We start from the raw sequence: 24342 nt of genomic DNA, 5'->3' as shown, positions 1-24342 counted from the left end.
TTCTTTGCCTTTCTGGTGATTTTTTGGAAGAAATTTCTAATCATTTCGAGGTTTTTCTGTTTTAAAATGAATACCAATACTTGCGTCAAATATTTGAATTGGAAAAAACACTGCCGTTTGATTTTTAACATTAAGATTATTAAATAGTTAAGTTAAAAATAATCCCTGATTGGTCAGGATTTAAGTTCTTCGCGCGCAGTGCGATATTTTTGGATTTATTGGCCTCTATTATGGATTCCGAAGCAGGTTAATTTAGTTAATGGTGCTACAGCATTGTTTTAAAGCGCATCATCCTGTTGCGATTTCTTATCTGGCGATTCAAACACGGTTCAATCCGCCCCCATATCCACAAGACCACAAAAACAGATTTTAGCTGTTGATGTATATTTCACACCAAATTCCACCCAAATTCCCTTAATTTTAAATATATTTGACCTACTAAAAAATTGATTGCCTTTCCATTAAGTCACCCTAAATTCTGCCGCCATGGAAAACGTTCGTCCACATTCGCTGTTTACTGAGCAAGACATCTACCTTTTTCGGGAAGGGAAACACTACAAACTTTACGACAAATTCGGTTCGCACACCATTGAAGTTGATGGCGTGCATGGCGCCTATTTCGCAGTTTGGGCACCAAATGCAAAGCAGGTTTCGGTGATTGGGAATTTCAACAAATGGCATTCGGAAATGCACCACCTTTACCCGAGATGGGATGGTTCCGGAATTTGGGAAGGATTCATTCCCGGTTTAAGTTGGGGCACCGTTTACAAATACGCCATCAGAACCGATCATGGCACACTCCTGGAAAAAGGCGACCCTTTCGCGCTGAGCTGGGAACAAAACATCCAGGCAGGATCGCTGGTTTCCACGACCTGGTTTGAATGGAGAGACCAAAAATGGATGGCGGAACGCTGGAAAAAGAATTCGCTGAAAGCGCCGATGTCGGTTTACGAAATGCACCTCGGTTCCTGGATGCGCGGAACTGACGATCCCGATCGGTTTTTCAACTACCGTGAAATTGCAGAGCGACTCGTTCCCTATCTCAAAGAAATGGGCTTCACCCATGTAGAGTTCATGCCGGTGATGGAATATCCGTATGACCCAAGCTGGGGTTACCAAGTGACCGGATTTTTTGCCGCGACTTCCCGTTTCGGTTCACCACAGGATTTGATGTTTTTGATTGACGAACTCCACAAAAATGGAATTGGCGTCATCTTAGACTGGGTTCCCTCCCACTTTCCCGGCGACGCGAACGGCCTTCATTTCTTCGACGGCACTTCCCTGTATGAACACGAAGACCCGAAAAAAGGTTTTCATCCCGACTGGAAATCTTACATCTTCAATTACGGAAGACCGGAAGTGAAATCATTTTTAATTTCCAACGCCATGTTTTGGCTCGAAAGATATCATGCAGACGGACTGCGGGTAGATGCAGTCACTTCCATGCTTCACCTGGACTATTCCAGAAACGAAGGAGAATGGGAACCCAATATCTTTGGCGGAAATGTGAATCTGGAAGCGAAAGATTTCCTGCAGGAATTCAATAAAGCGGTTTATAAGGAATTTCCGGACATCATGACCATTGCCGAAGAAAGTTCGGATTTCCCGATGCTCACCAAACCCGTTCACGACGGGGGAATCGGTTTCGGAATGAAATGGATGATGGGTTGGATGCACGATACCCTGAATTATTTCAAGGAAGACCCCATCAACCGAAAATTCCACCACAACAAGCTCACTTTCGGCTCGATGTATGTGTACAACGAAAACTACATGATGCCTTTGTCCCACGATGAAGTGGTCCACGGAAAATCCAGTCTGATCTATAAAATGCCAGGTGACGAATGGCAGAAGTTTGCCAATCTCAGAGCACTTTACACCTATATGTTCACCCATCCCGGAGCAAAGCTGCTGTTTATGGGTAATGAATTCGCGCAAACCAACGAGTGGAATTTCAGCCAAAGCCTGGATTGGCACCTTTTGCAATATCCTGTTCACAAAGGAATCCAGGATTTTGTTCGGGATCTGAACCATCTTTACAGTGCGGAAACTGCACTTTATGAAAACAACTTTAGTCCCGAAGGATTGGAGTGGGTGGAAGCCAATGACGGCAATAATTCCATCTACATTTATTTGCGGAAAGGCAAACATGAAGATGATGTGCTGATGGTGGTTTTGAATTTGACGCCAAGAGTTTTCGACTACAAAATCGGGGTCAATGAAGGCACCAACTGGGAAGTTATCCTGAATTCCGATGATGAAAAATATGCAGGAAGCGGAGTGAAAGCCGAAATTGTGGATGAAGAGGATGACGAGTGGATGTACCGACCAAATGCGATTGTATTGAAACTTCCTCCATTGGCAGGGGTAATCTTAAGACAGAAGAAACTGGCGCACAAACGGGTTTCTAAATCCAAAAACGTTTCTGCAAAACAGAAGTCGGTGGATAAATGGGCTGCAGAAAAAGCAGAAGGTACTCCGAAAAAAGTAGCCGCCAAAAAAACGGTGGCGAAAAGGATTCAGAAGGTTTCCAAGGCATTGGCAAAACCCATAGAAGATATTCCGCCACTGACGCTGGAGAGCTGGAAAAATGTAGATGGCAGACTGAAGAAAATGGTTTCTCAATAGAAGGCTGCCGAAAAACCGAAAACATCCTGAATCAGAAAAACCACAGGTGAAGCCTAATAAGAAATGAAAAAGATATCCGGCAATTTGAAATAGTTAACCCGAACCCCTAAACAAAAGCATGAAAATCTTCAACTTATCCCTGGAATGTTATCCGGTTGCAAAAGTGGGCGGACTTGCCGATGTGGTGGGAGCTTTGCCGAAATACCTCAACAAAATTGAAGGGGTGGAAGCATGCGTCATCATGCCGTGGTACAACAAACCATTTGTGCACGACAACGAGTTTGAGGTGGTTTTCAATGGTTGGATTCACCAGAGTTTCCACATGTTTGAAGTCACCGTGATGAAGGAAAGGTCGAAAGTTCTCGGTTTTGATCTGTATCTGGTGAAAATCGCAGGACTTTTGGACCGCAACAATCCCTATGGATATTGGGATGAAAGCCAGCAATTCCTCGCGTTCCAGCATGCAGTTCTTCATTGGCTCACTGCGATGAAGATTCGTCCAGACGTGCTTCACTGCCATGATTACCACACCGGATTGGTTCCGTTCATGATTGAAAATTGTCCGGAGTTTGATTTCCTAAAAGGGGTGAAAACCATCGGAACTATTCATAATGGGGAATATCAGGGACAGATGAATTGGGAAATGGCAGATTATTTTCCCTGGTTCCGGGGCGACAAAGCCGGTTTGCTGGATTGGAATGGCTGGATCAATCCATTGGCGGCAATGTTGAAATGCTGCCATGCTTTCAATGCGGTTTCCGAAGGTTATCTGGACGAACTTTTCCACAGTTTAAGGGGGTTGGAAACCCTGGTTCAGCAGGAACATGCAAAAGCTTACGGAATCATCAACGGAATCGATACCGAAGTCTGGAACCCAAAAACGGACGCTTTTCTGGACTTTAATTATAGCCGGGAAAACGCCCTCGAAGGAAAATGGCGCAACAAAAATGAACTCTGCAAAGCGTATGGACTGAATCCCGATTTGCCTTTGGTCAGCTTCATCGGGAGGTTTGCCATTGAAAAAGGAGCAGATTTGCTTCCCGACATCGTGTGGCAAAGCATCCAGCAAACTTATGGAGGCTTGAACATCATGGTGCTCGGTTCTGGTGATAAACAGATAGAACATGAACTGAAGGAACTGCAATACAGTTATTCCAATTTCGTGCTGGATCTGGGTTACAAGGAGTTTCTTTCCCACAAAATCTATGCTTCTTCAGATTTCCTCCTGATGCCGTCTCGGGTAGAACCATGCGGACTGAACCAAATGTATGCGATGCGTTATGGAACAGTGCCGGTCGTTCGATTCACCGGTGGATTGAGAGACACGGTGGAAGATATCTCAACCGGTGGAAGCGGAATTAATTTCGGTGCCGCCACTGCCAATGATGCTGTTCACGGGATTCATCGGGCATTGCATATTTTTCATGACAAAAAAATGATGGATTCGCTGGTGCATTCCAATATGGATTACAATTTTTCTTGGGAGAAATCGGCGGAGAAATATTTGGAACTCTACAGAAAATAGGTTTTTAACCACAGTTCAATCGACCAACTTTGCCGCCTTCCTTTATCAAAAAACAGCACCCAATTGCGCTGTAAAATCACGATCACCATTTTCTGAAAGTCACCAACCCTAAAATGCATTAAAGTTTTGAATAAGGAATTCCGCCTTACACTTTTTAGCTTAGATTAACCGACAGCTTTACTTTATGGTATTATTATTGTAATTTTCAGCCAAAGAATAAACTATGCTGCACCTGATTTTCAAAAAGAAAAAGCTCATTTTTTTATGGATTTGCCTTTCTGTTTTATTTTCATTCGTTCAGTGCGAAAAGGGACAGCCTCCGATGGCCAATTTAGCGTTAAAGAAAAAAGCGGATTCCATTGCGAGCGCCAAAACCGACTCGATCCGCTTGGATTCACTTCAAAAGGCGAAGATCACTTACACCCCATTCATTTTCCCCGCTAAAAAGAAGGATGCCGCGATGGCAAAATTCAACAAGGAATTCTCTGAAGAAGAGCGTTATACGATTTTAGCGTTAAACCGTTTGGATTTCAAAAACAAGTGGAGAGCAGACACTTTGGCAATTCCAGATAAAATGGATACCACCTTAATGGCTTATACCCCCTTTCCTGCTCATTTGGAAAAATTGAAACCCGTGAAAAAAATAGTGATATTTTCTTATCCCATTCAGGCTTACTCGCTCTATGAAAACGGAAACCTCATCAAATGGGGTCCAACGAGCATGGGCAAAGAATCCGCACAAACCCACCGTGGACTTATGTTTGCGAACTGGAAGAAGGAACTGGCCATCTCCACCGTTGACAGCGATTGGAAATTGCCTTATAATGTGAATGTTCACAATTCGCTTGGCATCGGATGGCATCAATACGATTTGCCGGGATTCCCTGCCTCCCACTCCTGTTTAAGGTTGCTGCTGGCGGATGCAAAATATCTTTACGATTGGGTGGATACCTGGATCCTGAATAAAGGCGGAGGAACCGTGAAAGCCAACGGAACGCCGGTCATCGTTTTTGGAGATTATGCATGGGGCGGAAGAAAACCCTGGAAAAAATTAATTGATGATGCCCATTCCAACGATATTTCGGTGGAAGAACTGGACCGGGTGATTGAACCACATCTTGGCAAAATCCTGGATGCCCAAAACAAAAGAGAACAAGTCTTGGGCGAACCTTCAAATGTTCAATATTAAGGTTGATCCGCAATTTCATTAACCTTTAATATAGAATCCTCCGCAAATTGGCGCAACTTCTTCATCTCTGATTTGGCTTTGCTCTGACCAAATATGGACAAGAGATAAGTCAGTAAAATCCCGAATAACATCAGGAATGACATCGAAAACGCCCAGGGAAAGTCAGTGCTTTTAATTTGCTTTTCCACATACCAAATGGTGATAAAGACCATCCACAAAATCCCGAACATAAAATAGAGGAACATAAAGAAAGTCCACACTGCGGAACTCGGTCCGAAAACCCCACGAACAATAGTGCTGTTTTCTATCCCATCCGATTCTGTCCTCAATGCGAGATTGGGTTTCCAATAATCGTTATGCGCGGTCTTTACTTTGATTATGGCGACTTCGCTATTGATATTCCCTGAAAACTCATCCGAGTGTTCGGCCAGAAATTCCCTCAGACCTTGGGCATATTCTTCACGACTGAATGGGCCCGAAATCTTAAATACGGGTCTGGAACGGATTTGATCTAAAACAGTCTGTTCAATTTTCATGAGAGCATGCTATGGTGATATAAAATTACTTTAAAAACGGCAATTATTCAAATATTTATATTGCGAATTCCCCATCCAATACATCGCTTCATCTGAAAAGCCACAATTTTCAATGTGAATTTTTACACATAAAATATTCTTTTTGATTTTTTTTTGTAATTTTGGAAAACCAACAAAATTATATTAATTATGAAAAAATTCTATCTCAAGGCAGGAGTTGCCACCGCGCTCCTTCTATCTGCGATGGTTTATTCGCAGCAAAACCGGATCACGGAAGCTCAAGTGAAGCCGATCCAGGAAAAGCTTCGGACTCTTGGCGCGAAGAATCCGGCAGCAGCCATTCCACTTGACCAGCTTACCAAAGAAGAGTACGCGTTGCTTGCCAACTACCGAATTCAGCAACAGGAGGACAAGACCAATCCTTATGGAATTACCGAACAGGAATTAAAAAACAGGATTCCGAAAAGTAAAGTTCAGCACATTCTGGACCGGATCAATGCTTTGCCGCCTTCAGTATTGCCGTTTCCTGATGACAAGTTCACTTATGACGAACTGCGGCTGCTGAGAATCTATGAACTTCAGAATATGAAGAAGGATGGAACTTCGGAATTACTTTTTAACAAATCATTTGTAAAGAATGCCCGTACCACCAACCAATTTGGTACCCTTCCACTTGTACCACCACTTGCCATCACCAATATTTCGACCATCACCAACACCATTTATTGTGACGATATTGCCGGAGATGGAAAACTATATGGAATAGATAACACAGCGAGGACTTTGGTAAGAATTACCCCGGCCGGAACTGTGGTAACGATCGGAAACTTGGGAGCAGCTGTTCCCACCGCAGATACCACTACGGGATTATCTTGGAATGCCGCAACTGGCAAAATGTATCTGATGGCTGCAAATTCCCTATATACCGTTGACTTAAGCACAGGACTTGCAACGGCTGCCGCATCGATAACCGGATTGTCAACCGGAGCACTTCCAATTTGGCTGGAAATTGATAACGCCGGAAATGCCTTTCTGGCGGATATCGCAAATGATGAATTGTATAAAGTTAATTTGACAACAGGCGCTGCAACGTTGGTTGGACCACTGGGAGTCAACCTGAATTTTGCTCAGGAAGCAGATTTCAACAGAGATACCAATGAACTGTATATGGCGGCATATGTAGGCGCAGGTGTGGGAGGAATCTACAAAGTAAACACCACCACCGGTGCAGCCACTTTGGTTGGAGACACCACTGCACTCAATGCGGAATTCACCATGTACTCGATTGCTGACGCCGTGGAACCACCTCCATTAGATAAAGCCTTTGTATTAAAAGTCTATCCCGCACCGGCAGAATTCGGAACCATTCCGCTCACTCCGCCCCATACCATAACCAGTATTGCACCTTTGGGCAAGAAGATTTATGCCGATGATTTAGCAGGAGACGGCAATTTGTACGGATTAGATAACGATACCAAGATGTTGGTGAAAATATATGCAGACGGTTCGGTGAAAAACGTGGGATCTTTGGTAAATGTACCAACCGCCGATACGGTGACCGGACTTTCATGGAACCGCACAAACAACACCATGTATGCGGCAAGCACCACCGGTACCACCGGAAAACTTTACACCGTAAATCTCACCACCGGAGTTGCCACCGCAGTGGGAACAATGACCAACATGCAGACTCCAATTTGGCTGGAAATTGATAACAATGGAGTGGCATATAGCGCAGACATCACCACCGACAAACTTTATTCGGTGAACTTGACAAATGGTGCAGCGACCGAAATTGGTCCTTTGGGAATTGACATCATGTATGCACAGGATGCGGACTTTAATACAGACAACAACAAACTGTATATGGCAGGATGTCTTAACTCAGCCAATGATGACAGCGGCATTTATGAAGTGAACCTCACCACCGGTGCAGCCACATTGGTAGGGGCCACTACGCCGAACGAACTTGCGATGTTCACCATTACCAACAGCATCCCACTTCCGCCGCCTATTCCGCCGGTGACCTGTGGAGATAATTTTACAGATTCAGGAGGTCCTACCGGGAACTATTCAAACAGTGAGGATATCACCACCGTAATTCAACCGCAAAACCCGGGTGAAAAAGTGAAAATAACCTTTACTCAAGTTGAAATCGAAAGCTCAACAGGATCAGGAACCGTTGGTGGTTGCTGGGATTATATGAGCATCTACGACGGTCCGTCTATTAGTTCTCCGGTTCTTGCTGCAGTGAAATGTGGAAGAACAGGATTCCCTCCTTCTGTGCCTTCAAGCTTACTTTCAGTGGGTGATTCATTTACTTCTACCGACGCTTCCGGTAAACTGACGATTAGATTCCGTTCAGACGGCAGCTTAAATTATGCCGGATGGCAAGCAAATGTAACCTGTGCAGTAATGGCAGTAGATGAAACCACAGCTGGTAATTTCAGCTTCTATCCAAATCCAACAACCGGAATTTTGAATATTGCTTCAAAAGGAAAAGTGGAGTCTCTGGAAGTGATCAATATCGTGGGACAAAAAGTAATGACCCTAAATCCTAATGGTTTGAATTCACAAATCGACATGTCCAGATTGTCACCTGGAGTTTATTTGGTGAAAGCAACCGTAAACGGTAAAGTATTTACCAATAAAGTGATCAAGAAATAACATTCTGACCCCTTAAAATGAGAACAGCTTCAATTGAAGCTGTTCTTTTTTTTGTCTTAGAAAATATCCGATCTAACTTATGCTGTAACCTGATCGGCACTTTCAGAATCCGCATAAAACTGGGTGAAGATATTTGCCGGTAATCCCGATCCCTTTCCAGAAACCCTTGATCTATCTGGCAATGACGTGAAACCGACCATTGATCCATACCTCAAGATTTCAGCGGAAAGACCTGCATTTTTAATACTTATTCGTAGGATTTTTCACATTGCTCAAAATATCTGGGAAATATAAATCCGCCAAATGCTCGAACTCATCTCCACGCATGAACATGCTCGCATCCACTTCCTCATAAGAACTCCTTCCGGCGGCTGCGATCAATTCGTTGCAGGTATGCAATGTGTTTTTGTGGAAATGGTAAACCCTTTCGCTTTTATCGGTAACGTCAAGTCCCTTAATCAGCATTTTGTCTTGGGTTGCAACTCCTGTTGGGCAAGTATTCGTGTTACATCTCAATGCCTGGATACAACCCAGCGCAAACATAAACCCTCTTGCATTGTTACACATATCCGCACCCATCGCCAATGCACGAAGAATATCCAGTGAGGTCAAAACTTTCCCGCTTGCAATCACGCGCATTTTGTCCCTCAAGTTAAAATTGGTCAAAGTCCTATTGACAAAGATTAAGGCCGGCTCAAGCGGCATTCCCACTCCGTCAGAAAACTCCGGTGGTGCTGCACCTGTTCCTCCTTCGGCCCCATCAATGGTGATGAAATCCGGATAAATTTTCAGCACGTTCATCTGAACGCAGATATCTTCAAACTCTTTGGTATCACCAATACACATTTTAAATCCGATTGGTTTCCCACCTGAAAGCTCACGAAGCTGCTGCACGAAATGAAGCAGACCTGCCGCATCTGAAAACGCCGAATGCGATGGTGGCGAAATAATGGTGATTCCAGGCTGCACATGACGGATCGCTGCAATTTCCGGGGTGTTTTTGGAACCCGGCAACACTCCTCCATGACCTGGCTTTGCACCTTGCGAAAGTTTGATTTCGATCATTTTTACAGCGGGAACCGCTTCCACTTTTTGTTTGAAGATTTCCGGAGAGAATCTCCCTTCTTCATCCCGACAGCCAAAATATCCGGTCCCGATTTGCCAGCACAGATCCCCGCCTTCCTGGTGGTAAGGCGAGATTCCACCTTCACCGGTATTGTGGTAGAATTTACCCTTTTTAGCCCCTCTATTCAATGCGATTTGCGCGCGGTCACTCAGTGAACCAAAACTCATTGCCGAAATATTGAAAATAGACGCACTGTATTTTTGGGTACACTGTTCTCCACCCACCACTATTCTTGGCAGTTCCTCATTGGGAGATTTCGCATAGATGGAATGTTTGATTCCCTCATAAGTGCGGTTATTGATATCGAGTTGTGTACCGAATGGCACGGTATCGCTTATGTTTTTTGCACGGCGGTACGCAGCAGAACGCTGATTTCTCGGAAATGGCTTGCCATCCGTTTCTCTTTCAATGAAATACTGCTGCATTTCCGGTGAAATACTTTCGAAAAAATACCGGAAATAACCCAAAACCGGAAAGTTTCGAAGAATAGCGTGTTTACTTTGAAAAGTATTATATAGACCTAACGCATAAATGGAGGTCAACAGAATCGGAATCCAGTAATGTGCCTTGATCAACAGTGAAATAGCCCAAACTAAAACCAAAATCACAATTCCCCATCGAATGAATTTATCTCTCATTTCATTTAAAAATTTAACAATTTTGTAAAAATAACAATAAAAAACCAATGGGGAAAAAAAGAAATGGCCGATGAACACCCGCTCCCAAAAACCGATTTTCAAAAATCAAATCCAATTTCAGGCGATTTTCACAGAAAAAATATTCAATGCATATAAAAATTCAACTTTCATTAAAAAAAGAGACTTTTGCTTGAAGAAACCTTTTTTAATTTTTTGGCTTAATATTTGAAAAATAATTTCGCAACTTTATCAATTAATTAAAAATATACAAAATGAGACGAAATACGATCTTGGTTGCCGCTATGGCCGTTGCAACACTTGGAACCACCACCCAATCCTGTTTGGCACTGGCCACTTCAAGTGTGGGTTTAACCATCCTGAAGCAAATACTGCTTGGCGGAATCACAAAAGGACTTGATATTTTCAGCAACAAAGACAGTTTCCTTGCGAATCAACTGATTGAGGCAGCTCTGCCGCAGCAGCTCAAAAGCATCAATAACACGCTGACTAATTTGGGATTGAGCAATCTGGTTCAAAAAGAAAAAGAATATATCGCGCAAGCAGCAGCATTCACCGTTGAAACTTCAAGACCAATATTGGTGAATGCCGTAAATTCACTGACTGCCGAAGATGCAGCAAGAATCGTTCAGGGCGGAAGTGGTGCCGCGACTCAGATCCTGAGAGAAAGAACCTCGCAACAGCTGATGGCAGCAATTGCCCCAAAAGTGGACGCGAAACTGAACGAGTTTGGAATCATCAAGACTTTGAATACCGCACTGACCGGAAACAACATCCTGACCACTATTCTTGGCGGCCAAAACACTTCTGTGACAAGCGGAATCAGCCACTTCGCATCCGAACAGATGGTGAATGGCCTTTTCAACATAATTCAAAATCATGAGCAGCAGAATTCTGGACAGATTATGAACGCATTAGGCGGAATCAAATAAAACCAACACAGGATTCTGCAACAGGAAAAATAAAATTCAATATCTTTGAAATTCCGGAGCGTTCCGGAATTTTTTATAATTAAAAATAACGACAATGAATATTATAGAAGGCAGCAGCACCAATAATCCCGAGGAATTTTATGCTTCTTTGAAGGAAAAACTGGAAGCCACGCACGACTTTCCGGAAGATTATCTTTTTAAATTTATTGTGGCCAATGATCCAGCGAAACTTACAGAAATCTACAGGGTTTTTGATGACGTAAAATTTACCCTGAACAATAGGGAAAGCAAGAACGGAAAATACACCTCACTTAGCATCAGTGCGTTTGTGCTGGATGCCGATCAGGTCATTAAAATCTACCAAGAAGTGGGGAAAATCGAGGAAGTAATGATGCTTTAAAAGCAAGTCATCACAAGCTGATTATTCGGTGAGCAATTGAATAGGCAGAGCCATGATCTCCATCAAAAGTTCATCCCGATTCATTTTGAGTTTCACTTTTTCAGAAACTCCACCACTTTTTCAAATGGTCTTCCGATGATGGCTGCTTCTTCCTTAATTAAGATGGGGCGCTGCATCAGTTCCGGATTTTCGATCAGGATTTTGATCCACTCCTCTTCCGAAATATCTTTTTGGGCGAATTGTTCCTGAAAAAGCATTTCATTTTTTCTAATGAGGGCTTCAACCGGAAGATTCAGTTTCTGCAACACCGATTTTAAAAATTGTTCTGAGACCGGATGATTCACAAAGTCAACCAGTTCATAAGGAATTTTCTCCGCTTCCAAATAGTCAAAAACACATCTGGATTTGGAGCAGGAATTATTGTGCAGCAGTGTGATCATTTCGGTCTTTACGCATTAAAACAGTCCGTGAAGTTCGGTTTCAATTCTTTCTAAAATATATCCAAAATCTTCGGGTCTTTCCACAAAATCCAAATCGTCAACCTCGATTACCAATAATTTTCCTTCGTTGTAATTGGAAATCCATTTTTCATATTTCTGGTTGAGTTTAGACAAATATTCAATGGAAATCGTGGCTTCGTAATCGCGGCCTCTTTTATAGATTTTTTTCACCAAATTGGGAACATCAGACTTCAGGTAAATCAGCAGGTCCGGTGCCGAGACAAAGCTTTTCATCAGGTTAAAAACCGACGCATAATTATTAAAATCCCGATCCGTCATCAGTTCCATATCGTTGAGGTTTTCCGCGAAGATGTGGGCATCTTCATAAATGGTGCGGTCCTGAATAATATTTTTTCCGCTTTCACGAATTTCTTTCACCTGCCGGAAACGGCTTCCCAAGAAATAGATCTGCAGTGCAAAACTCCATTTTGCCATATCTGCGTAAAAGTCCTCCAGATAAGGATTGTGATCCACGTCTTCAAATTGGGCGTCCCATCCGTAATGTTTGGAAAGCATGGTGGTTAAAGTAGTTTTTCCTGCGCCGATATTTCCGGTGATCGCGATGTGCATGCGTAAAAATTAAAAAAATTAGGTAATTGGAATAATAAGAAAATCAGCGGATTAATCGAACATTCCTGCTCAGTTGCTCATTATTCATTGAAGTGGTAAAGATAAAGTTTGTTGTCTTTGATTGCAAAATAAGACGATGAGTTTTTATCCACAATTTTGGATTTATCCGCCATGAAAATCGTTTTCAAGGAGTTACCATCCCATCTTTTGATGCTGTTTTTGCCCATGACCAGAACCCGTTCATTTTCCCGGCGGAGCATTTTTCCATCGGATATAGGAATTTCAAATAATTTAACCCCCTTGAAATCATACCCCGAAAAACGGTCTTTCGTGAGGAGGTAAAGTTTGTTTTCGAAAACCAAAATATCGATCAGATGCTCAAATTCCATATCAAAAGGAAAAGCGTTGATGATCTGGCTCGTCCTGAAATTATACTGAATCAGCCGTTTGGTGGTTTCGTCCAAAAGCCAGACCTGCTGCAGGTCTTCCACATAGACCTCTTTGATGAATCCAAATTTCTGTCGCAGATTAACGGTCTGGATCAGGTTCAGGTTTTGGTCAAAGAATTTCAGTTCCTGGGCGTTTTCTGAAAAAGACGGAATATTCAGCGGATTCTGTACGGACTGGATCTTGAAAGGCAAAGTCAGCATCAGTTTTCCGAGTTGTTTTCCCAAGGAATCATACTTTGACAAAGAGAAATCCTTGTTGCTGTAGAGGTAGATATTTCCGTAATCATCGGCGAATAGGTCGTTCGCATCCTTCAAACGCAGGGAATCAAACGGAAGATCTTTCTGCGCGGAAAGGGTGCAGAATAGGAAAATAAACGCTATTTGAAAGAAAGATTTCAAACTTCCGATTTAAAATTGTTTGATGTGAGGTGAAATTGTGCTAATCGGTCCTTTTTCGATGGCGCCAAATCCACTTCTCCACTGGCGAATCTGCAATTGTGAAAAAGCCTAATCAATAGCAACCTCATAAATCTTCGGCCACAATTTTCCGGTCACCAGCATATGATCGCCTTTGAACGCGATTCCGTTCAGCACGTCATTCGTTGGATCTTTGGTGTTGAGCTTGGCGATTTCGGTAAAGTCAAATTTCCCGACCACTTCCCCATTTTTCGGGTTAATTTTCAGGATGATCGGTTTTTGCCAAACATTGGCATAAATGAAACCATTGTGGTATTCCAATTCATTGAGTTGGTCATAAGCTTCGGTATTTCCGGCTACAGAAATGTACCGCACCATTTTGCTCGGATCAGAAACTTCCAGAAAGTAGATGTTTTTCGTACCATCTGAAGCGATCAGGTTTTTGCCGTCATAAGTCAGCCCCCATCCTTCTCCCATCACGTTTGGATAAGGGAATTCGCCCAAAAGTTTCAGTGAGTTTTTGTCGTAGATAAAGCCTTTTTTGTTTTGCCAGGTCAGCTGATAGATTTTGTCGCCCACAATCGTGCAACCCTCAGAAAAGATATCTTCCGGCTGTGAAGTCGAAGCAATTGGAGTGGTTCCTCCCAAAGTGTATTTCAGGATTCGGGATTCGCCATGTTGTCCGTCGGATTCATAAATGGTGTTTCCTTCGAGTTGGAATCCCTGCACGAAATTTTTCGGGTCGTGCGGATATTCCTTTACGATGGTATAGGTCAGCTTTGCTTCAGGATTTTTCGCAAAAACGTTGATGGTGGCGTCCTGGGTCAAAATCTCGCCGTTTTTCTTTTTAATGCTAAAAGTTATCGCATTATCGCCCAAAGTGAAAAATTTCGGATCCACGATTAAAGTGGAAGTCTCCTTGTCGCCGAAACTGATCGCGATACTTTCCGCATTTTCGGTTACTTCTTTAGGCAAAGTCAAGGCATCACCAAAATGGTAACCTTTGGCTTCCATAGACGTGTTGTAATCATTTAAAGTGTTGAGAATTTCTTTATCCTTGTTGCAGGAAACCAGCATTGAAAAGGCAAAAATGGTAAGCAGCGCTTTAATTTTCATTAATAATAATTTTTCCAAAAATAGCGATTTTTTTTTAGCATGGGTTAATTGCGCTTGGGTAGATTTCACAAATAAAATTAAATAAAATTAGGTGAGGCTCTTAAATGTCTCTTAATTGGACAGTCCGCTGATATGTATTAAAATAAGTACCTTTGTCAGGAGTCTATCTTTAATTTTATGAGAATATTTTTTCTGACACTCGTTTTTACCGCGAGTCTTTCTTCGGCACAAATTTTCACCAAACAGGATACTTTGAAAGGTTCTAATACCGAATTCCGGAATTTCTGGGATGTGAAAAAATACGAACTTTCCGTGGAGCCCCATTTCGAAAACAAATCGATTTCCGGCACCAATAAAATTATTTTTGAAATCACGAGGGATGTTCTGAATCCCGTATTTCAGATTGATCTTCAGCAACCCATGAAGGTGGATTTGCTGAAAGCAGAATTCCCCACCGTGGATGGTTATCACAGAGACGGCGATTTCATCTTCGTTTCCTCCAAACAGAATTTTAAGAAAGGGCAGCAATTCAGCATCGATATTAGCTTTTCGGGAAATCCCACCATCGCCAAAAACGCACCTTGGGACGGCGGCTGGGTTTTTACCAAAGACGAAAACGGCAATCCGTGGATTTCTGTGGCACAGGAAGGAATCGGCGCCTCGGTCTGGTTGCCCACAAAAGACCTCTGGAGTGACGAACCCGACAATGGAATCCTGATGAAGATCATCACCCCGAAAGATCTGGTGGGTGTAGGAAATGGAAGACTGATTTCCACCACGGAAGAAAACGGAAAAAAAATCTTCACCTGGGAAGTGAAAAATCCCATCAACGACTACTCCATCATCCCAAATGTGGGGAAATACGTGAACTTCAAGGAAACCTATGACGGCGAAAAAGGAAAACTCGATCTGGATTACTGGGTTTTGGACTACAACCTGGAAAAGGCCAAAAAACAGTTTTCTCAGGTAAAACCAATGATGAAGGCTTTTGAATACTGGTTCGGTCCCTATCCTTTTTACGAGGATTCCTATAAACTGGTAGAAAGTCCGTATCTGGGAATGGAGCACCAAAGTTCGGTAGCCTATGGAAATCATTTCAAGAATGGCTATTTGGGAAGAGATGTTTCGGGAACCGGAGTGGGCCTGAACTGGGATTTCATCATCATCCACGAAAGCGGGCACGAATGGTTCGCCAACAACATCACCGCAAAAGACAAGGCAGACATGTGGATCCACGAAGGTTTCACGAGCTACTCGGAAACACTTTTCACAGAAAATTTCATGGACAAGAAATCCGCTGAAAAATACGTGCAGGGAATTCGCCACAACATCAGAAACGACCAGACTATCATCGGGAAATACGGGGTAGGAAAAAGCGGCAGCGGCGACATGTACTACAAAGGTGCAAATATGATCCACACCATCCGCCAAGTCATCAACGACGATGAGAAATTCCGCCAGATTTTGCGGGGACTGAATAAAGATTTCTACCACCAAACCGTAACCACCCAACAAGTTGAAAACTATATCAGCCAAAAATCTGGAATCGATTTCAGCACGGTTTTCAACCAATACCTGAGGACCACCAAAATTCCGGTTCTGGAATACTCCCAAAAAGGAAAAGTATTGAAATTCCGCTACACCAATGTGGTGGAAAACTTCAGGCTCCCCTTGAGGATCGATGGAAACCAGACGATTTCACCCACTGCAACATGGCAGTCCATCAAGTTGAAATCTAAGAATCCGGTTTCGTTTGACGGGAATTACTATATCGAATATCAAAGAAATTAATCCCGGTATTTGATTTCCGGCTTTTTCTCAATCTTTCAGACCCTTAAACGCGTACACTCCTCCACTCAAGTTATCCGGCGACTGCACTTTCCGCAAATTTTGGTCTGTGATAATGGTGCAATTCCGCATCGTTTGGATGTGGAGAAACTCCCTTAATATTTGGATGGGGGCAATATTGGAACCGCCTTCCAAAAGATGGGTTCGCCTAACTTTGGCGCTGCGAAAGAATTCCAACTTTTTTGCGGATTCCTCCTTTTTTCCGTGGCCGTTTTAAAATATTCACTAAATTTGGATGGACTGTTAAAGATCTTATATGATAAACCGCTTAATTTCAATGAAAAAATAAAATATCAGTCAAAATACATTAAAAAAACCATAACAAAAATTACTATGATGAAATATTTATTTTTTACATTTTTTTGTTTTTCGATTTGTTTTTCACAATCGCCCAGAAGAGTTATGAAAAAAATTCGGGCAAATCCAATCATTTTTATTGACAGCATCAATGTTGAACCGGCGGAAATGCAAAAATTTGATCCAAATATCATCAGTTTAGTGACCGTTTTCAAAAGTAAAGAAGCAGTAGAATTATATGGCGAGGACGGAAAAGATGGAGTCATCTTCATTGAAACAAAGCCTTTTAACAAAAATCGTTATCAAAATTATTTCAAAACAAAATCTCCAGCGTATAAAAAAATCATCGAGGAAGAATTAAATCCAGAAAATGTGCAATATATTCTGAATGGAAAAATATTAACTGAAAATTACGATGGAGATTTAGCATCAATAACAGATAAAACATTCAAAAAAATCCAGATAATCAACTCACAGGAGTTAGAAAAAAAATATAAAATAACAGGGAAAACTTATGGAATTTTGATTACTTCTGATGTTCCAGAGAATCTGTATAAGGGAAAAGAGAAATTCAAATAATTACAGCGATTCCAAACTAAACTTTAGCTTCGCTCGGTTCGGCTGCGCCTCGGATCGTTTTGTCTGCAAAACAAGAATCTCGCAGTTCGGTGAAGCCAAATGAATTACCAATCGCCGATTACTAAGAAAAATAAATAAGAAAGAAATAAAGCCCGCTGGACGGAACCTGCTGTGGCATCCCAACAGCATCTTGATTCTCTTATGAAAGTAGCTAATCTGAATTAGTTTTAGGCTCTCATCTCGTCTATCCTTTTTCCTTTACGCGGCATAGCAAAATCACTATCCCAAAACATAATTTTTCATACATTTGGTATAAATTTAAAACAATGAATACAAGTATTAGAATTGATATATTGAACCCCAAAGCTGTTAAGCTGCTAAAAAGCTTGGCAGATTTGGATTTGATTTCAATTAAAGAAGAACCAAAGAAAGGTTTTGCAGATGTACTTAAAAAACTTCGTTCTAATGCAAAGTCCGCTCCAAGTCTCGATGAAATAACAAATGAAGTAGAAAAAGTTCGTGCCAAAAGATATGAAAAGTAAAAGCCAAAGAATTATACTTGATACAAATCTTTGGATCAGCTTTTTGATTTCAAAAAATTATGCCCAACTCGATGAAATTATTTTTGAAAGAAAATGTACATTAATTTTCAGTGAAGAACTGTTAAATGAATTTTTAGAAGTAATCAAAAGACCAAAGCTGAGACGCTTTTTTTCGCAAGAAGACACAGAAAACCTAATTGAAACGATAGAAGAATATGCAGAGTTTATTGATGTTTCAAGTAATGTAGAAATTTGCAGAGATGAAAAAGACAACTTCCTGCTTTCTTTGTCCAAAGATTCTAATGCAGACTTTCTACTAACTGGAGATCAAGATTTATTAGTTTTAGAAAAATTTGAAAAAACCAATATTCTTAAAATTTCACAATTTTTAGCAACACAATAGCGTAACCGCTATGTCGCAAAATTGCCAATCTTTCGTTTTGTCTGCAAAACAAGAATCCCTCAGTTCGGTGAAGCCAAATGAATGACCAATCACCGATTCCTTAGAAAATGAAAAAAGAGGCAATGCCCGTTCGCCTCTTTACCAAACTGCCAGACGCTATACCCCACTTTATGAAAAGCTTTTTCACTTAACTTAAAAATTAGTTTTAAATTTGAGAAAAGATTTGAAATGAACACAGACCTGCAAATACAAAATAAAAAATTAGAATTGATCCAATGGTTATCGACATTGGAGGATAGTTCTATTATTGAAAAACTGCTAAAACTCAGAAAAGAAGAAACCAAAGATTGGTGGAACAGCATTTCAAATGAAGAAAAAGAATCTATCGAAAAAGGAATCGCGGAAGCCAACGAAGGAAAATTAGAACCACACGCTACGGCAAGAAAAATGTATGAAAAGTGGTTATAATATTCTTTGGACGACCAACTCAAAAAACGAGTTGAAGAAAACAATAGCATATTTGGAGCAAAATTTCACGGAAAATGAAATTATAAAACTTGTCCGGAAAATTGAAAGCATAACAGAACTGATTTCTCAAAACCCAAACTTATTTCCAAAGTCTGAAATTATAGATGTCCACAAAGCTGTAATTTTGAAATATAATTCTAGGTATTACAGGGTGAAAAATGAAAATGTTGAAATATTATCATTCTTTTCAAACAGACAATCTCCAAAAAAGAGGAAAATATAAAAACAATCGCCTATTAACCAAGCTTTATCTTCGCTCAGTTCGGCTGCGTCTCGAGTGGTTTTGTCTGAAAAACAAGAAACCTCCGGGTAAGCAAAAACAAATGAATGACCAATCACCGATTCCTTAGAAAAAAAAAAGAGGTACCGTTCGCCCATTTACCATACTGCCAGAAGTTGACAGAAATATTTTGACCAAAGATGAAAAGACATTTATCAATTTTTTTGTTCCTGATTATATTCGCGAGCTCAAATCTCTATGCTCAAATTGACAAAAACGGAAACCCAATATTTAAATCCGCTCCGAACGATCCCGAAACTTCATAACCAACACTGCCACCATAAAACACAAAAAAAACAGATCATGAAACTTACCGGCAATATGGACCAATTTGGAACTACAGGATTGTTTTTGACCGCGATTTTTTCGCCATGCTGTTTTCCATTATTTGCATTTGCCGCTTCGGCTCTTGGACTTGGGAGCTTTGAACTTTTTGGCGGGTGGACCATGTGGATTTTTCAGGCCATGGTTTTAATTTCAGTTGGCGGACTCTATATTTCGTATCGAAAACACCGCTGCATGTATCCCTTGATGGTCGCTATTCCAAGCGGAATCTTGATTTTTTATGGTTACCATTTTAACGACAGCGAATACTGGATCTATCTTCTTTACGCCGGTATGTTTGGACTGCTCATGGCGACAATCTGGAACTATAAACTAAATAAAAGGCACCAAACCTGCGACACTTGTTCAACCTACAACGGCAGCACCGTGGAACTCAAATCGACCATTACCTGCCCCAACTGTGGACACAAAAAAGACGAAATGATGCCGACTGATGCCTGTGTGTATTTCTACGAATGTGAACAATGCAAAACCCGGCTGAAACCATTGCCAGGCGACTGTTGTGTCTATTGCAGCTACGGAACCGTTAAATGCCCACCAATGCAAGCCGGAGTTTCAAAAAAAATCTGCTGAAAAATGGTGGCGTATTTTGAATTAACCACAAAGATAAACGCATTTTATACAACTGATAATCTGCATATAAATGCATTTGATCACACTTTGGTGGATTGGGAATAATCTTGCAGATTTGGGAGTTACAGGCAAGCTTAGGAAACCCGAACAACCAGAAAACAACGAACAAAACGAAACTTATTTTTTAACTTTGTGATATGGACAAATTGACCAAAGAACAAAGAAGAAAAAGTATGCAAGCCAACAAATCTGCAGGAACAAAACCTGAACTTTTATTGGCTAAAACGCTTTATGCCCGTGGACACCGTTACCGAAAAAACAATAAAACAGTTTTCGGAAAACCCGACTTAACTTTTAAAAATATCAAGCTCGCAATTTTCGTTGACGGAGAATTTTGGCACGGAAAAGATTGGTATGAACGAAAAAATGACCACAAAACATATCAAGAATTTTGGAATAAAAAAAATGATTTGGGCGTTCCCTACAGTCGGACTTTGCGTTCCAATCTTTTTGTTCGTTCCTCACAAAAAGGATTTCCACTATAATCCCTAACGCAAAATGCCGCATATAATGGAGAATTATCAAAAAATAGCCAGAGAAGATTTTATGAAATTCTTTCGAGATGATGAAAAATTAAACGAATTGACTGCTGATGACAGAGTTGAAATTTTTCGTACTATTCTTATTGGAAATTCTGATTTGACTAAAGAGTTATTAAATGAAATTTTAGTAGATTATGATGTTTCTAATCTTGAAATAATAAAAATTGAAAATGGCAAAAAGTAATAATTGGACAAGAGAAGAAACCATTGTTGCCTTTAATGTTTACTGTAAAGTTCCATTCAAAAGTAGTAGCAAAAACAATCCAACGATTATTAAATATGCCAATATGATTGGCAGAAGTCCTTCAGCCTTGAATATGAAAGTTGGAAACTTTGGACGACTTGACCCTGAATTAAAAAAACAAGGAATTACAGGTTTAGTAAATGGAAGTAAATTAGAAGAAGAAGTTTGGAATGAGTTTAATGGAAATTGGGATAAATTAGCTTTTGATAGTGAAAAATTAATCGCTGAATTTCAAAACAAAACCATTGAACAAATTGAGGATTTTGATATTGTAGATTTACCAAAAGGAGAAGAACGAGAAACAGTTATTAAAGCAAGAGTAAATCAGAATTTTTTCAGAAGCACAATCTTATCTTCATACAATTTGAAATGTTGTATAACAGGATTATCTATTCCTGATTTTTTGGTTGCAAGTCATATCGTTCCTTGGGCAAAAGATAAAGACAATCGAACTAATCCTAATAATGGATTATGTTTAAATTCAATTCACGACAAAGCTTTCGACAGAGGTTTCATTACTGTTACGCCCGATTATAAAATATTAGTTTCTAATTTTTTTGATGATTATTCAAATGAATTAGCCGTAAATGATTTCTTCAAAAAATATCAAAATCAAACTATCATTTTACCTGATAGATTTCTTCCTTCAAAAGAATTTTTAGATTTTCATTATCACGAAATTTTTAAAAAATAAAAATGGAGTGAAGTTTACACACTTCTTAAAGTAATTGCCGATAAACAACTTTTTGCAGGCGACAGCAACTTGAATAAAATTGAAAATCTGATTTTTCCGATTGTCAAAGTGTTGCGTGATGAATCAAACGGAACTTTTGAATTTGGCTACGCAAACGACTTGGTAATCGTTAAAAACAACAATGAAGAAGTAAGAATTTCTGTAAACGAGTTTCAAAAACAAGCCTATTTTCTCTTAACCAAACTTAAGGAAAAAACGTCTGCCACATTCTCTGTTCCCGAAATTGAAAATTTCATCAATTCTTTTAATAGTCATTCTCTTAAAGCAAAATCAACTGTAAAAAGTGATATTCGCATTATCATTCACGACCAACGAACAGGCACAAATCCTGAACTTGGTTTTAGTATAAAATCGCAACTTGGTGGTGCTTCTACCCTACTAAATGCGGGAAAAACGACAAACTTTATTTACAAAGTAAATAAGCTTAATCTAACTGCGAAACAAGTTGAAGATATAAACGCAATTGACACAAGAAGCAAAATCAAAGACCGCATAGAAGAACTTCAAAAACTAAAAGGCAAATTTGCTTTCGACAAGCCTGAAAGTTTGGTTTTTGAAAACAACTTGGTTTTAATTGACAGCGCTTTACCAAAGATAATTTCAGAGATTGTATTTTTGTTTTTTACCTCAAATCTTTCCAAAACTTCGGACTTGGTAACGGAAATTTCAAAAACAAATCCACTTGGTTATAACCTGGAGAACAACCATCCATTTTACACCTACAAAATCAAACGTTTTCTAACAGATATTGCATTAGGAATGATGCCGGCAAAAGTTTGGACAGGCGAACTTGATGCAACAGGCGGTTATTTAGTTGTAAAAGATGATGGAGAAATTTTGTGTTACCACATTTACAACCGAAATGAATTTGAAGATTATCTGTTCTCTAATACTAAACTCGAAACTGCAAGCAGCACACGACACGAATTTGGAACTGTTTACAAACAAGACACACAACTATATTTCAAATTGAACCTGCAAATAAGATTTTTATAAGCGAACTGACACTGAACGCAAGTCTGTAATAACCAAGCTTTCGTTTTTTCCACAATACAAGTAATCTTCAGTTTCGCCGAAGTCAAACCAGTATTTGAAAAACAGATGAAGACGCCAGCTCAATTCCTAATGGGGCAAGAATGCGATGGATGGCAATCATTTCCAACCGTATTTGTTCTGTCTCACCCAACTGATTTAATGTCGCGCAGGTAGAATCAAACCATACTTTGCGGTTGATGCCCGCTTAACGTAGCGACTTGCGTTCATAGAAATTTACCGCAAATTACTTGGAAAAATGTAACTTTTAAATTACCTTTGCTTTTATGAAAGTGAGAGAAGTCATATCGTTTAGGAAATATTTTGAAGAATTTCTTTCCCAACAGGATGAAAGAGTTCAAAATAAAATTTTCAAAATTATTGAAGCGATTGAAACTCTTGAACGTGTTCCTTCAAATTATCTAAAACATATTACGGGAACTGATGGACTGTATGAGGCAAGAATTCAATTAGGTTCAAACATCTGGAGAGTTTTTTGCTTCTTTGATGGTGAAAAACTAGTTGTCTTAATGAATGGTTTTCAAAAGAAAACGCAAAAGACACCAAAAAACGAAATCAAGAAGGCGATAAAAATAAAAGCTGAATATTACGAACAAAAATCAAAGGAAAATGGAAACTAAAAGTTGGAAAGAAATAAAAGATAATGTTTACGGTAAAAAAGGAACCGAAAGACGTGATGAACTTGAAAGAGATTTTGAATCCTTCAAAGTAGGTTTATTACTACGTAAAGCAAGGGAAGACAAACACTTAACCCAATCCGAACTTGCGGATTTGGTCGATAAAAAACGGGAATATATTTCGAAAATCGAAAATAATGGTGGTAACTTGACCCTTAAAACCTTGTTCGACATTGTTGAAAAAGGTCTTGGTGGAAAAGTTAGGATTTCAATAGACCTATAAAAGCACGTTGCTTAACAACTAACTTTAGGTCGCTCATTTCGGGTGCGTCTCGGGTCGTTTTCTTAAAAGACAGGAAATTTTCAAGTTCGGTGAAGCCAAATGAATGACCCTTTAGCAGAGAAAGCTTTAGAACAAATCAGGACGTTTGATTTCGACAAGGAAACTTTAGAATATTTGGGTGTTGGCTCCTACCGTAGGACAAAAATTCAAAACAATCATTTACTAAGCAAATTTTTTACAAAGACTTTTAATAATGATGCTGACCGCCGTAAACCCTAAACTGCCAATGCGTGACAAATCAGTTACAAAAGCATTTTATATGTCAAAGCTAGGCTTCGCAGACATTGGTAATTCCGATTATCCCGAGTATTTGATTCTTAAAAAGGACAATGCAGAAGTTCACTTTTTTCTATTTAAAAACCTTGTTCCGACAGAAAACTATGGACAGCTGTATTTCTGGACGGGTCAAGGAACGGACGCTCCCACCCACCTCCCTGTCATCCCCTAGTCATCCCCCAGTCATCCCCCACCATAAAGCATGAGAATGCATTAAAATAGAGATCGGCAAATCCGGTCATTTTCGGCAAATTCGGCAGAAAACGCCCTTTTCGGCAATAACCGCCTTTATCGGCAAAAACTGCCGAAACCGGCATAAACACTTGCCTTGTCAGATCTTATTGCCA

The 24342-nt window shown here is 40.3% G+C and carries 25 protein-coding genes and 2 pseudogenes; 21 read left to right on the top strand and 6 right to left on the bottom strand.

Annotated elements, in window-relative coordinates; genetic code table 11:
* Positions 1 to 486: 486 nt before the first annotated feature.
* The 3 genes from glgB to ACM44_RS13150 all read left to right on the top strand — a co-directional run bounded on the left by glgB (position 487) and on the right by ACM44_RS13150 (position 5342).
* The gene (gene glgB, locus ACM44_RS13160; protein ID WP_241477190.1) at positions 487 to 2628 is read left to right on the top strand and encodes a 1,4-alpha-glucan branching protein GlgB; all 2142 of its coding nucleotides are present in this window, start codon (positions 487 to 489) and stop codon (positions 2626 to 2628) included.
* Positions 2629 to 2746: 118 nt separating this feature from the next.
* On the top strand, positions 2747 to 4153 hold the full coding sequence (locus tag ACM44_RS13155) for a glycogen synthase (protein ID WP_048500512.1): 1407 nt from the start codon (positions 2747 to 2749) through the stop codon (positions 4151 to 4153).
* Between the two features lie 322 nt (positions 4154 to 4475).
* The gene (locus ACM44_RS13150) at positions 4476 to 5342 is read left to right on the top strand and encodes a L,D-transpeptidase (RefSeq protein WP_241477189.1); all 867 of its coding nucleotides are present in this window, start codon (positions 4476 to 4478) and stop codon (positions 5340 to 5342) included.
* Here ACM44_RS13150 and ACM44_RS13145 read toward each other — a convergent pair.
* Positions 5339 to 5878, bottom strand: coding sequence for a hypothetical protein (locus tag ACM44_RS13145; protein ID WP_083993738.1), 540 nt, complete (start codon positions 5876 to 5878; stop codon positions 5339 to 5341). The genes ACM44_RS13150 and ACM44_RS13145 overlap by 4 nt on opposite strands.
* A 189-nt stretch (positions 5879 to 6067) precedes the next feature.
* Here ACM44_RS13145 and ACM44_RS13140 point away from each other — a divergent pair, with 189 nt between their 5' ends.
* Positions 6068 to 8545, top strand: a complete 2478-nt coding sequence (locus ACM44_RS13140) for a DUF4394 domain-containing protein (protein ID WP_048500510.1) — start codon at positions 6068 to 6070, stop codon at positions 8543 to 8545.
* 240 nt (positions 8546 to 8785) lie between these two features.
* Here ACM44_RS13140 and ACM44_RS13135 read toward each other — a convergent pair whose 3' ends face one another.
* A complete protein-coding gene (locus ACM44_RS13135; protein WP_048500537.1) occupies positions 8786 to 10309 on the bottom strand; it encodes an FMN-binding glutamate synthase family protein in 1524 nt (507 codons plus the stop codon).
* 272 nt (positions 10310 to 10581) lie between these two features.
* On the opposite strand from ACM44_RS13135, the gene ACM44_RS13130 reads away from it, so the two are divergent.
* Together ACM44_RS13130 and ACM44_RS13125 are read left to right on the top strand one after the other, a co-directional pair.
* The gene (locus ACM44_RS13130; protein ID WP_048500509.1) at positions 10582 to 11259 is read left to right on the top strand and encodes a DUF4197 family protein; all 678 of its coding nucleotides are present in this window, start codon (positions 10582 to 10584) and stop codon (positions 11257 to 11259) included.
* 94 nt (positions 11260 to 11353) lie between these two features.
* The gene (locus ACM44_RS13125) at positions 11354 to 11659 is read left to right on the top strand and encodes a DUF493 domain-containing protein (RefSeq protein ID WP_048500508.1); all 306 of its coding nucleotides are present in this window, start codon (positions 11354 to 11356) and stop codon (positions 11657 to 11659) included.
* A 92-nt stretch (positions 11660 to 11751) separates the two neighbouring features.
* Here ACM44_RS13125 and ACM44_RS13120 read toward each other — a convergent pair whose 3' ends face one another.
* The 4 genes from ACM44_RS13120 to ACM44_RS13105 form a co-directional block, all read right to left on the bottom strand.
* On the bottom strand, positions 11752 to 12099 hold the full coding sequence (locus tag ACM44_RS13120; RefSeq protein WP_048500507.1) for an arsenate reductase family protein: 348 nt from the start codon (positions 12097 to 12099) through the stop codon (positions 11752 to 11754).
* Between the two features lie 15 nt (positions 12100 to 12114).
* Entirely contained in the window at positions 12115 to 12729 is a 615-nt protein-coding gene (locus ACM44_RS13115; RefSeq protein ID WP_048500506.1) for a deoxynucleoside kinase, read from the bottom strand.
* Between the two features lie 80 nt (positions 12730 to 12809).
* Positions 12810 to 13577 (bottom strand): hypothetical protein, encoded by a 768-nt coding sequence (locus ACM44_RS13110; RefSeq protein ID WP_048500505.1) that lies wholly within the window; start codon positions 13575 to 13577, stop codon positions 12810 to 12812.
* A gap of 108 nt (positions 13578 to 13685) precedes the next feature.
* The gene (locus ACM44_RS13105) at positions 13686 to 14711 is read right to left on the bottom strand and encodes a glutaminyl-peptide cyclotransferase (protein ID WP_048500504.1); all 1026 of its coding nucleotides are present in this window, start codon (positions 14709 to 14711) and stop codon (positions 13686 to 13688) included.
* Between the two features lie 177 nt (positions 14712 to 14888).
* On the opposite strand from ACM44_RS13105, the gene ACM44_RS13100 reads away from it, so the two are divergent.
* The 15 genes and pseudogenes from ACM44_RS13100 to ACM44_RS13030 all read left to right on the top strand — a co-directional run bounded on the left by ACM44_RS13100 (position 14889) and on the right by ACM44_RS13030 (position 24167).
* Positions 14889 to 16502 (top strand): M1 family metallopeptidase, encoded by a 1614-nt coding sequence (locus ACM44_RS13100; RefSeq protein WP_048500503.1) that lies wholly within the window; start codon positions 14889 to 14891, stop codon positions 16500 to 16502.
* Between the two features lie 393 nt (positions 16503 to 16895).
* The gene (locus tag ACM44_RS13095) at positions 16896 to 17435 is read left to right on the top strand and encodes a hypothetical protein (RefSeq protein WP_152669368.1); all 540 of its coding nucleotides are present in this window, start codon (positions 16896 to 16898) and stop codon (positions 17433 to 17435) included.
* 326 nt (positions 17436 to 17761) lie between these two features.
* Positions 17762 to 17977 (top strand): hypothetical protein, encoded by a 216-nt coding sequence (locus tag ACM44_RS13090; RefSeq protein WP_048500501.1) that lies wholly within the window; start codon positions 17762 to 17764, stop codon positions 17975 to 17977.
* Positions 17967 to 18380, top strand: a complete 414-nt coding sequence (locus ACM44_RS13085) for a putative toxin-antitoxin system toxin component, PIN family (protein WP_048500500.1) — start codon at positions 17967 to 17969, stop codon at positions 18378 to 18380. Before ACM44_RS13090 ends, ACM44_RS13085 begins: the two co-directional genes overlap by 11 nt.
* Before the next feature lie 228 nt (positions 18381 to 18608).
* Positions 18609 to 18848, top strand: a complete 240-nt coding sequence (locus ACM44_RS13080; protein WP_048500499.1) for a hypothetical protein — start codon at positions 18609 to 18611, stop codon at positions 18846 to 18848.
* A gap of 31 nt (positions 18849 to 18879) precedes the next feature.
* A complete protein-coding gene (locus ACM44_RS15060; RefSeq protein ID WP_241477188.1) occupies positions 18880 to 19131 on the top strand; it encodes a type II toxin-antitoxin system RelE/ParE family toxin in 252 nt (83 codons plus the stop codon).
* Positions 19132 to 19386: 255 nt separating this feature from the next.
* Positions 19387 to 19833, top strand: a pseudogene (locus ACM44_RS15800) (MerC domain-containing protein); the annotation flags it as partial.
* A gap of 66 nt (positions 19834 to 19899) precedes the next feature.
* Positions 19900 to 20106 carry a GDCCVxC domain-containing (seleno)protein gene (locus ACM44_RS15795; protein ID WP_241477191.1) on the top strand — a complete coding sequence of 69 codons (207 nt, stop codon included), beginning with the start codon at positions 19900 to 19902 and terminating at the stop codon, positions 20104 to 20106.
* A 197-nt stretch (positions 20107 to 20303) separates the two neighbouring features.
* Complete coding sequence (gene vsr, locus ACM44_RS13065; protein WP_083993736.1) at positions 20304 to 20651, top strand: DNA mismatch endonuclease Vsr; 348 nt, start codon at positions 20304 to 20306, stop codon at positions 20649 to 20651.
* A 25-nt stretch (positions 20652 to 20676) separates the two neighbouring features.
* Positions 20677 to 20892 (top strand): hypothetical protein, encoded by a 216-nt coding sequence (locus tag ACM44_RS13060; RefSeq protein ID WP_048500535.1) that lies wholly within the window; start codon positions 20677 to 20679, stop codon positions 20890 to 20892.
* Entirely contained in the window at positions 20879 to 21646 is a 768-nt protein-coding gene (locus ACM44_RS15540) for an HNH endonuclease (protein WP_048500496.1), read from the top strand. The genes ACM44_RS13060 and ACM44_RS15540 overlap by 14 nt, the downstream gene beginning before the upstream one ends.
* 15 nt (positions 21647 to 21661) lie before the next feature.
* Positions 21662 to 22702, top strand: a pseudogene (locus tag ACM44_RS15535) (HpaII family restriction endonuclease); the annotation flags it as partial.
* A gap of 323 nt (positions 22703 to 23025) precedes the next feature.
* A complete protein-coding gene (locus ACM44_RS13045) occupies positions 23026 to 23379 on the top strand; it encodes a type II toxin-antitoxin system RelE/ParE family toxin (RefSeq protein ID WP_048500494.1) in 354 nt (117 codons plus the stop codon).
* Positions 23369 to 23659, top strand: coding sequence for a helix-turn-helix transcriptional regulator (locus ACM44_RS13040; RefSeq protein WP_048500493.1), 291 nt, complete (start codon positions 23369 to 23371; stop codon positions 23657 to 23659). The genes ACM44_RS13045 and ACM44_RS13040 overlap by 11 nt, the downstream gene beginning before the upstream one ends.
* Positions 23660 to 23978: 319 nt before the next feature.
* Complete coding sequence (locus ACM44_RS13030) at positions 23979 to 24167, top strand: VOC family protein (RefSeq protein ID WP_152669367.1); 189 nt, start codon at positions 23979 to 23981, stop codon at positions 24165 to 24167.
* Positions 24168 to 24342 lie beyond the last annotated feature (175 nt).

Source organism: Chryseobacterium koreense CCUG 49689 (assembly GCF_001045435.1).
Taxonomy (GTDB): domain Bacteria; phylum Bacteroidota; class Bacteroidia; order Flavobacteriales; family Weeksellaceae; genus Kaistella; species Kaistella koreensis.
The sequence above is the reverse complement of the archived record's forward strand: the minus strand, read 5'-3'. Positions and strand labels throughout refer to the sequence as shown.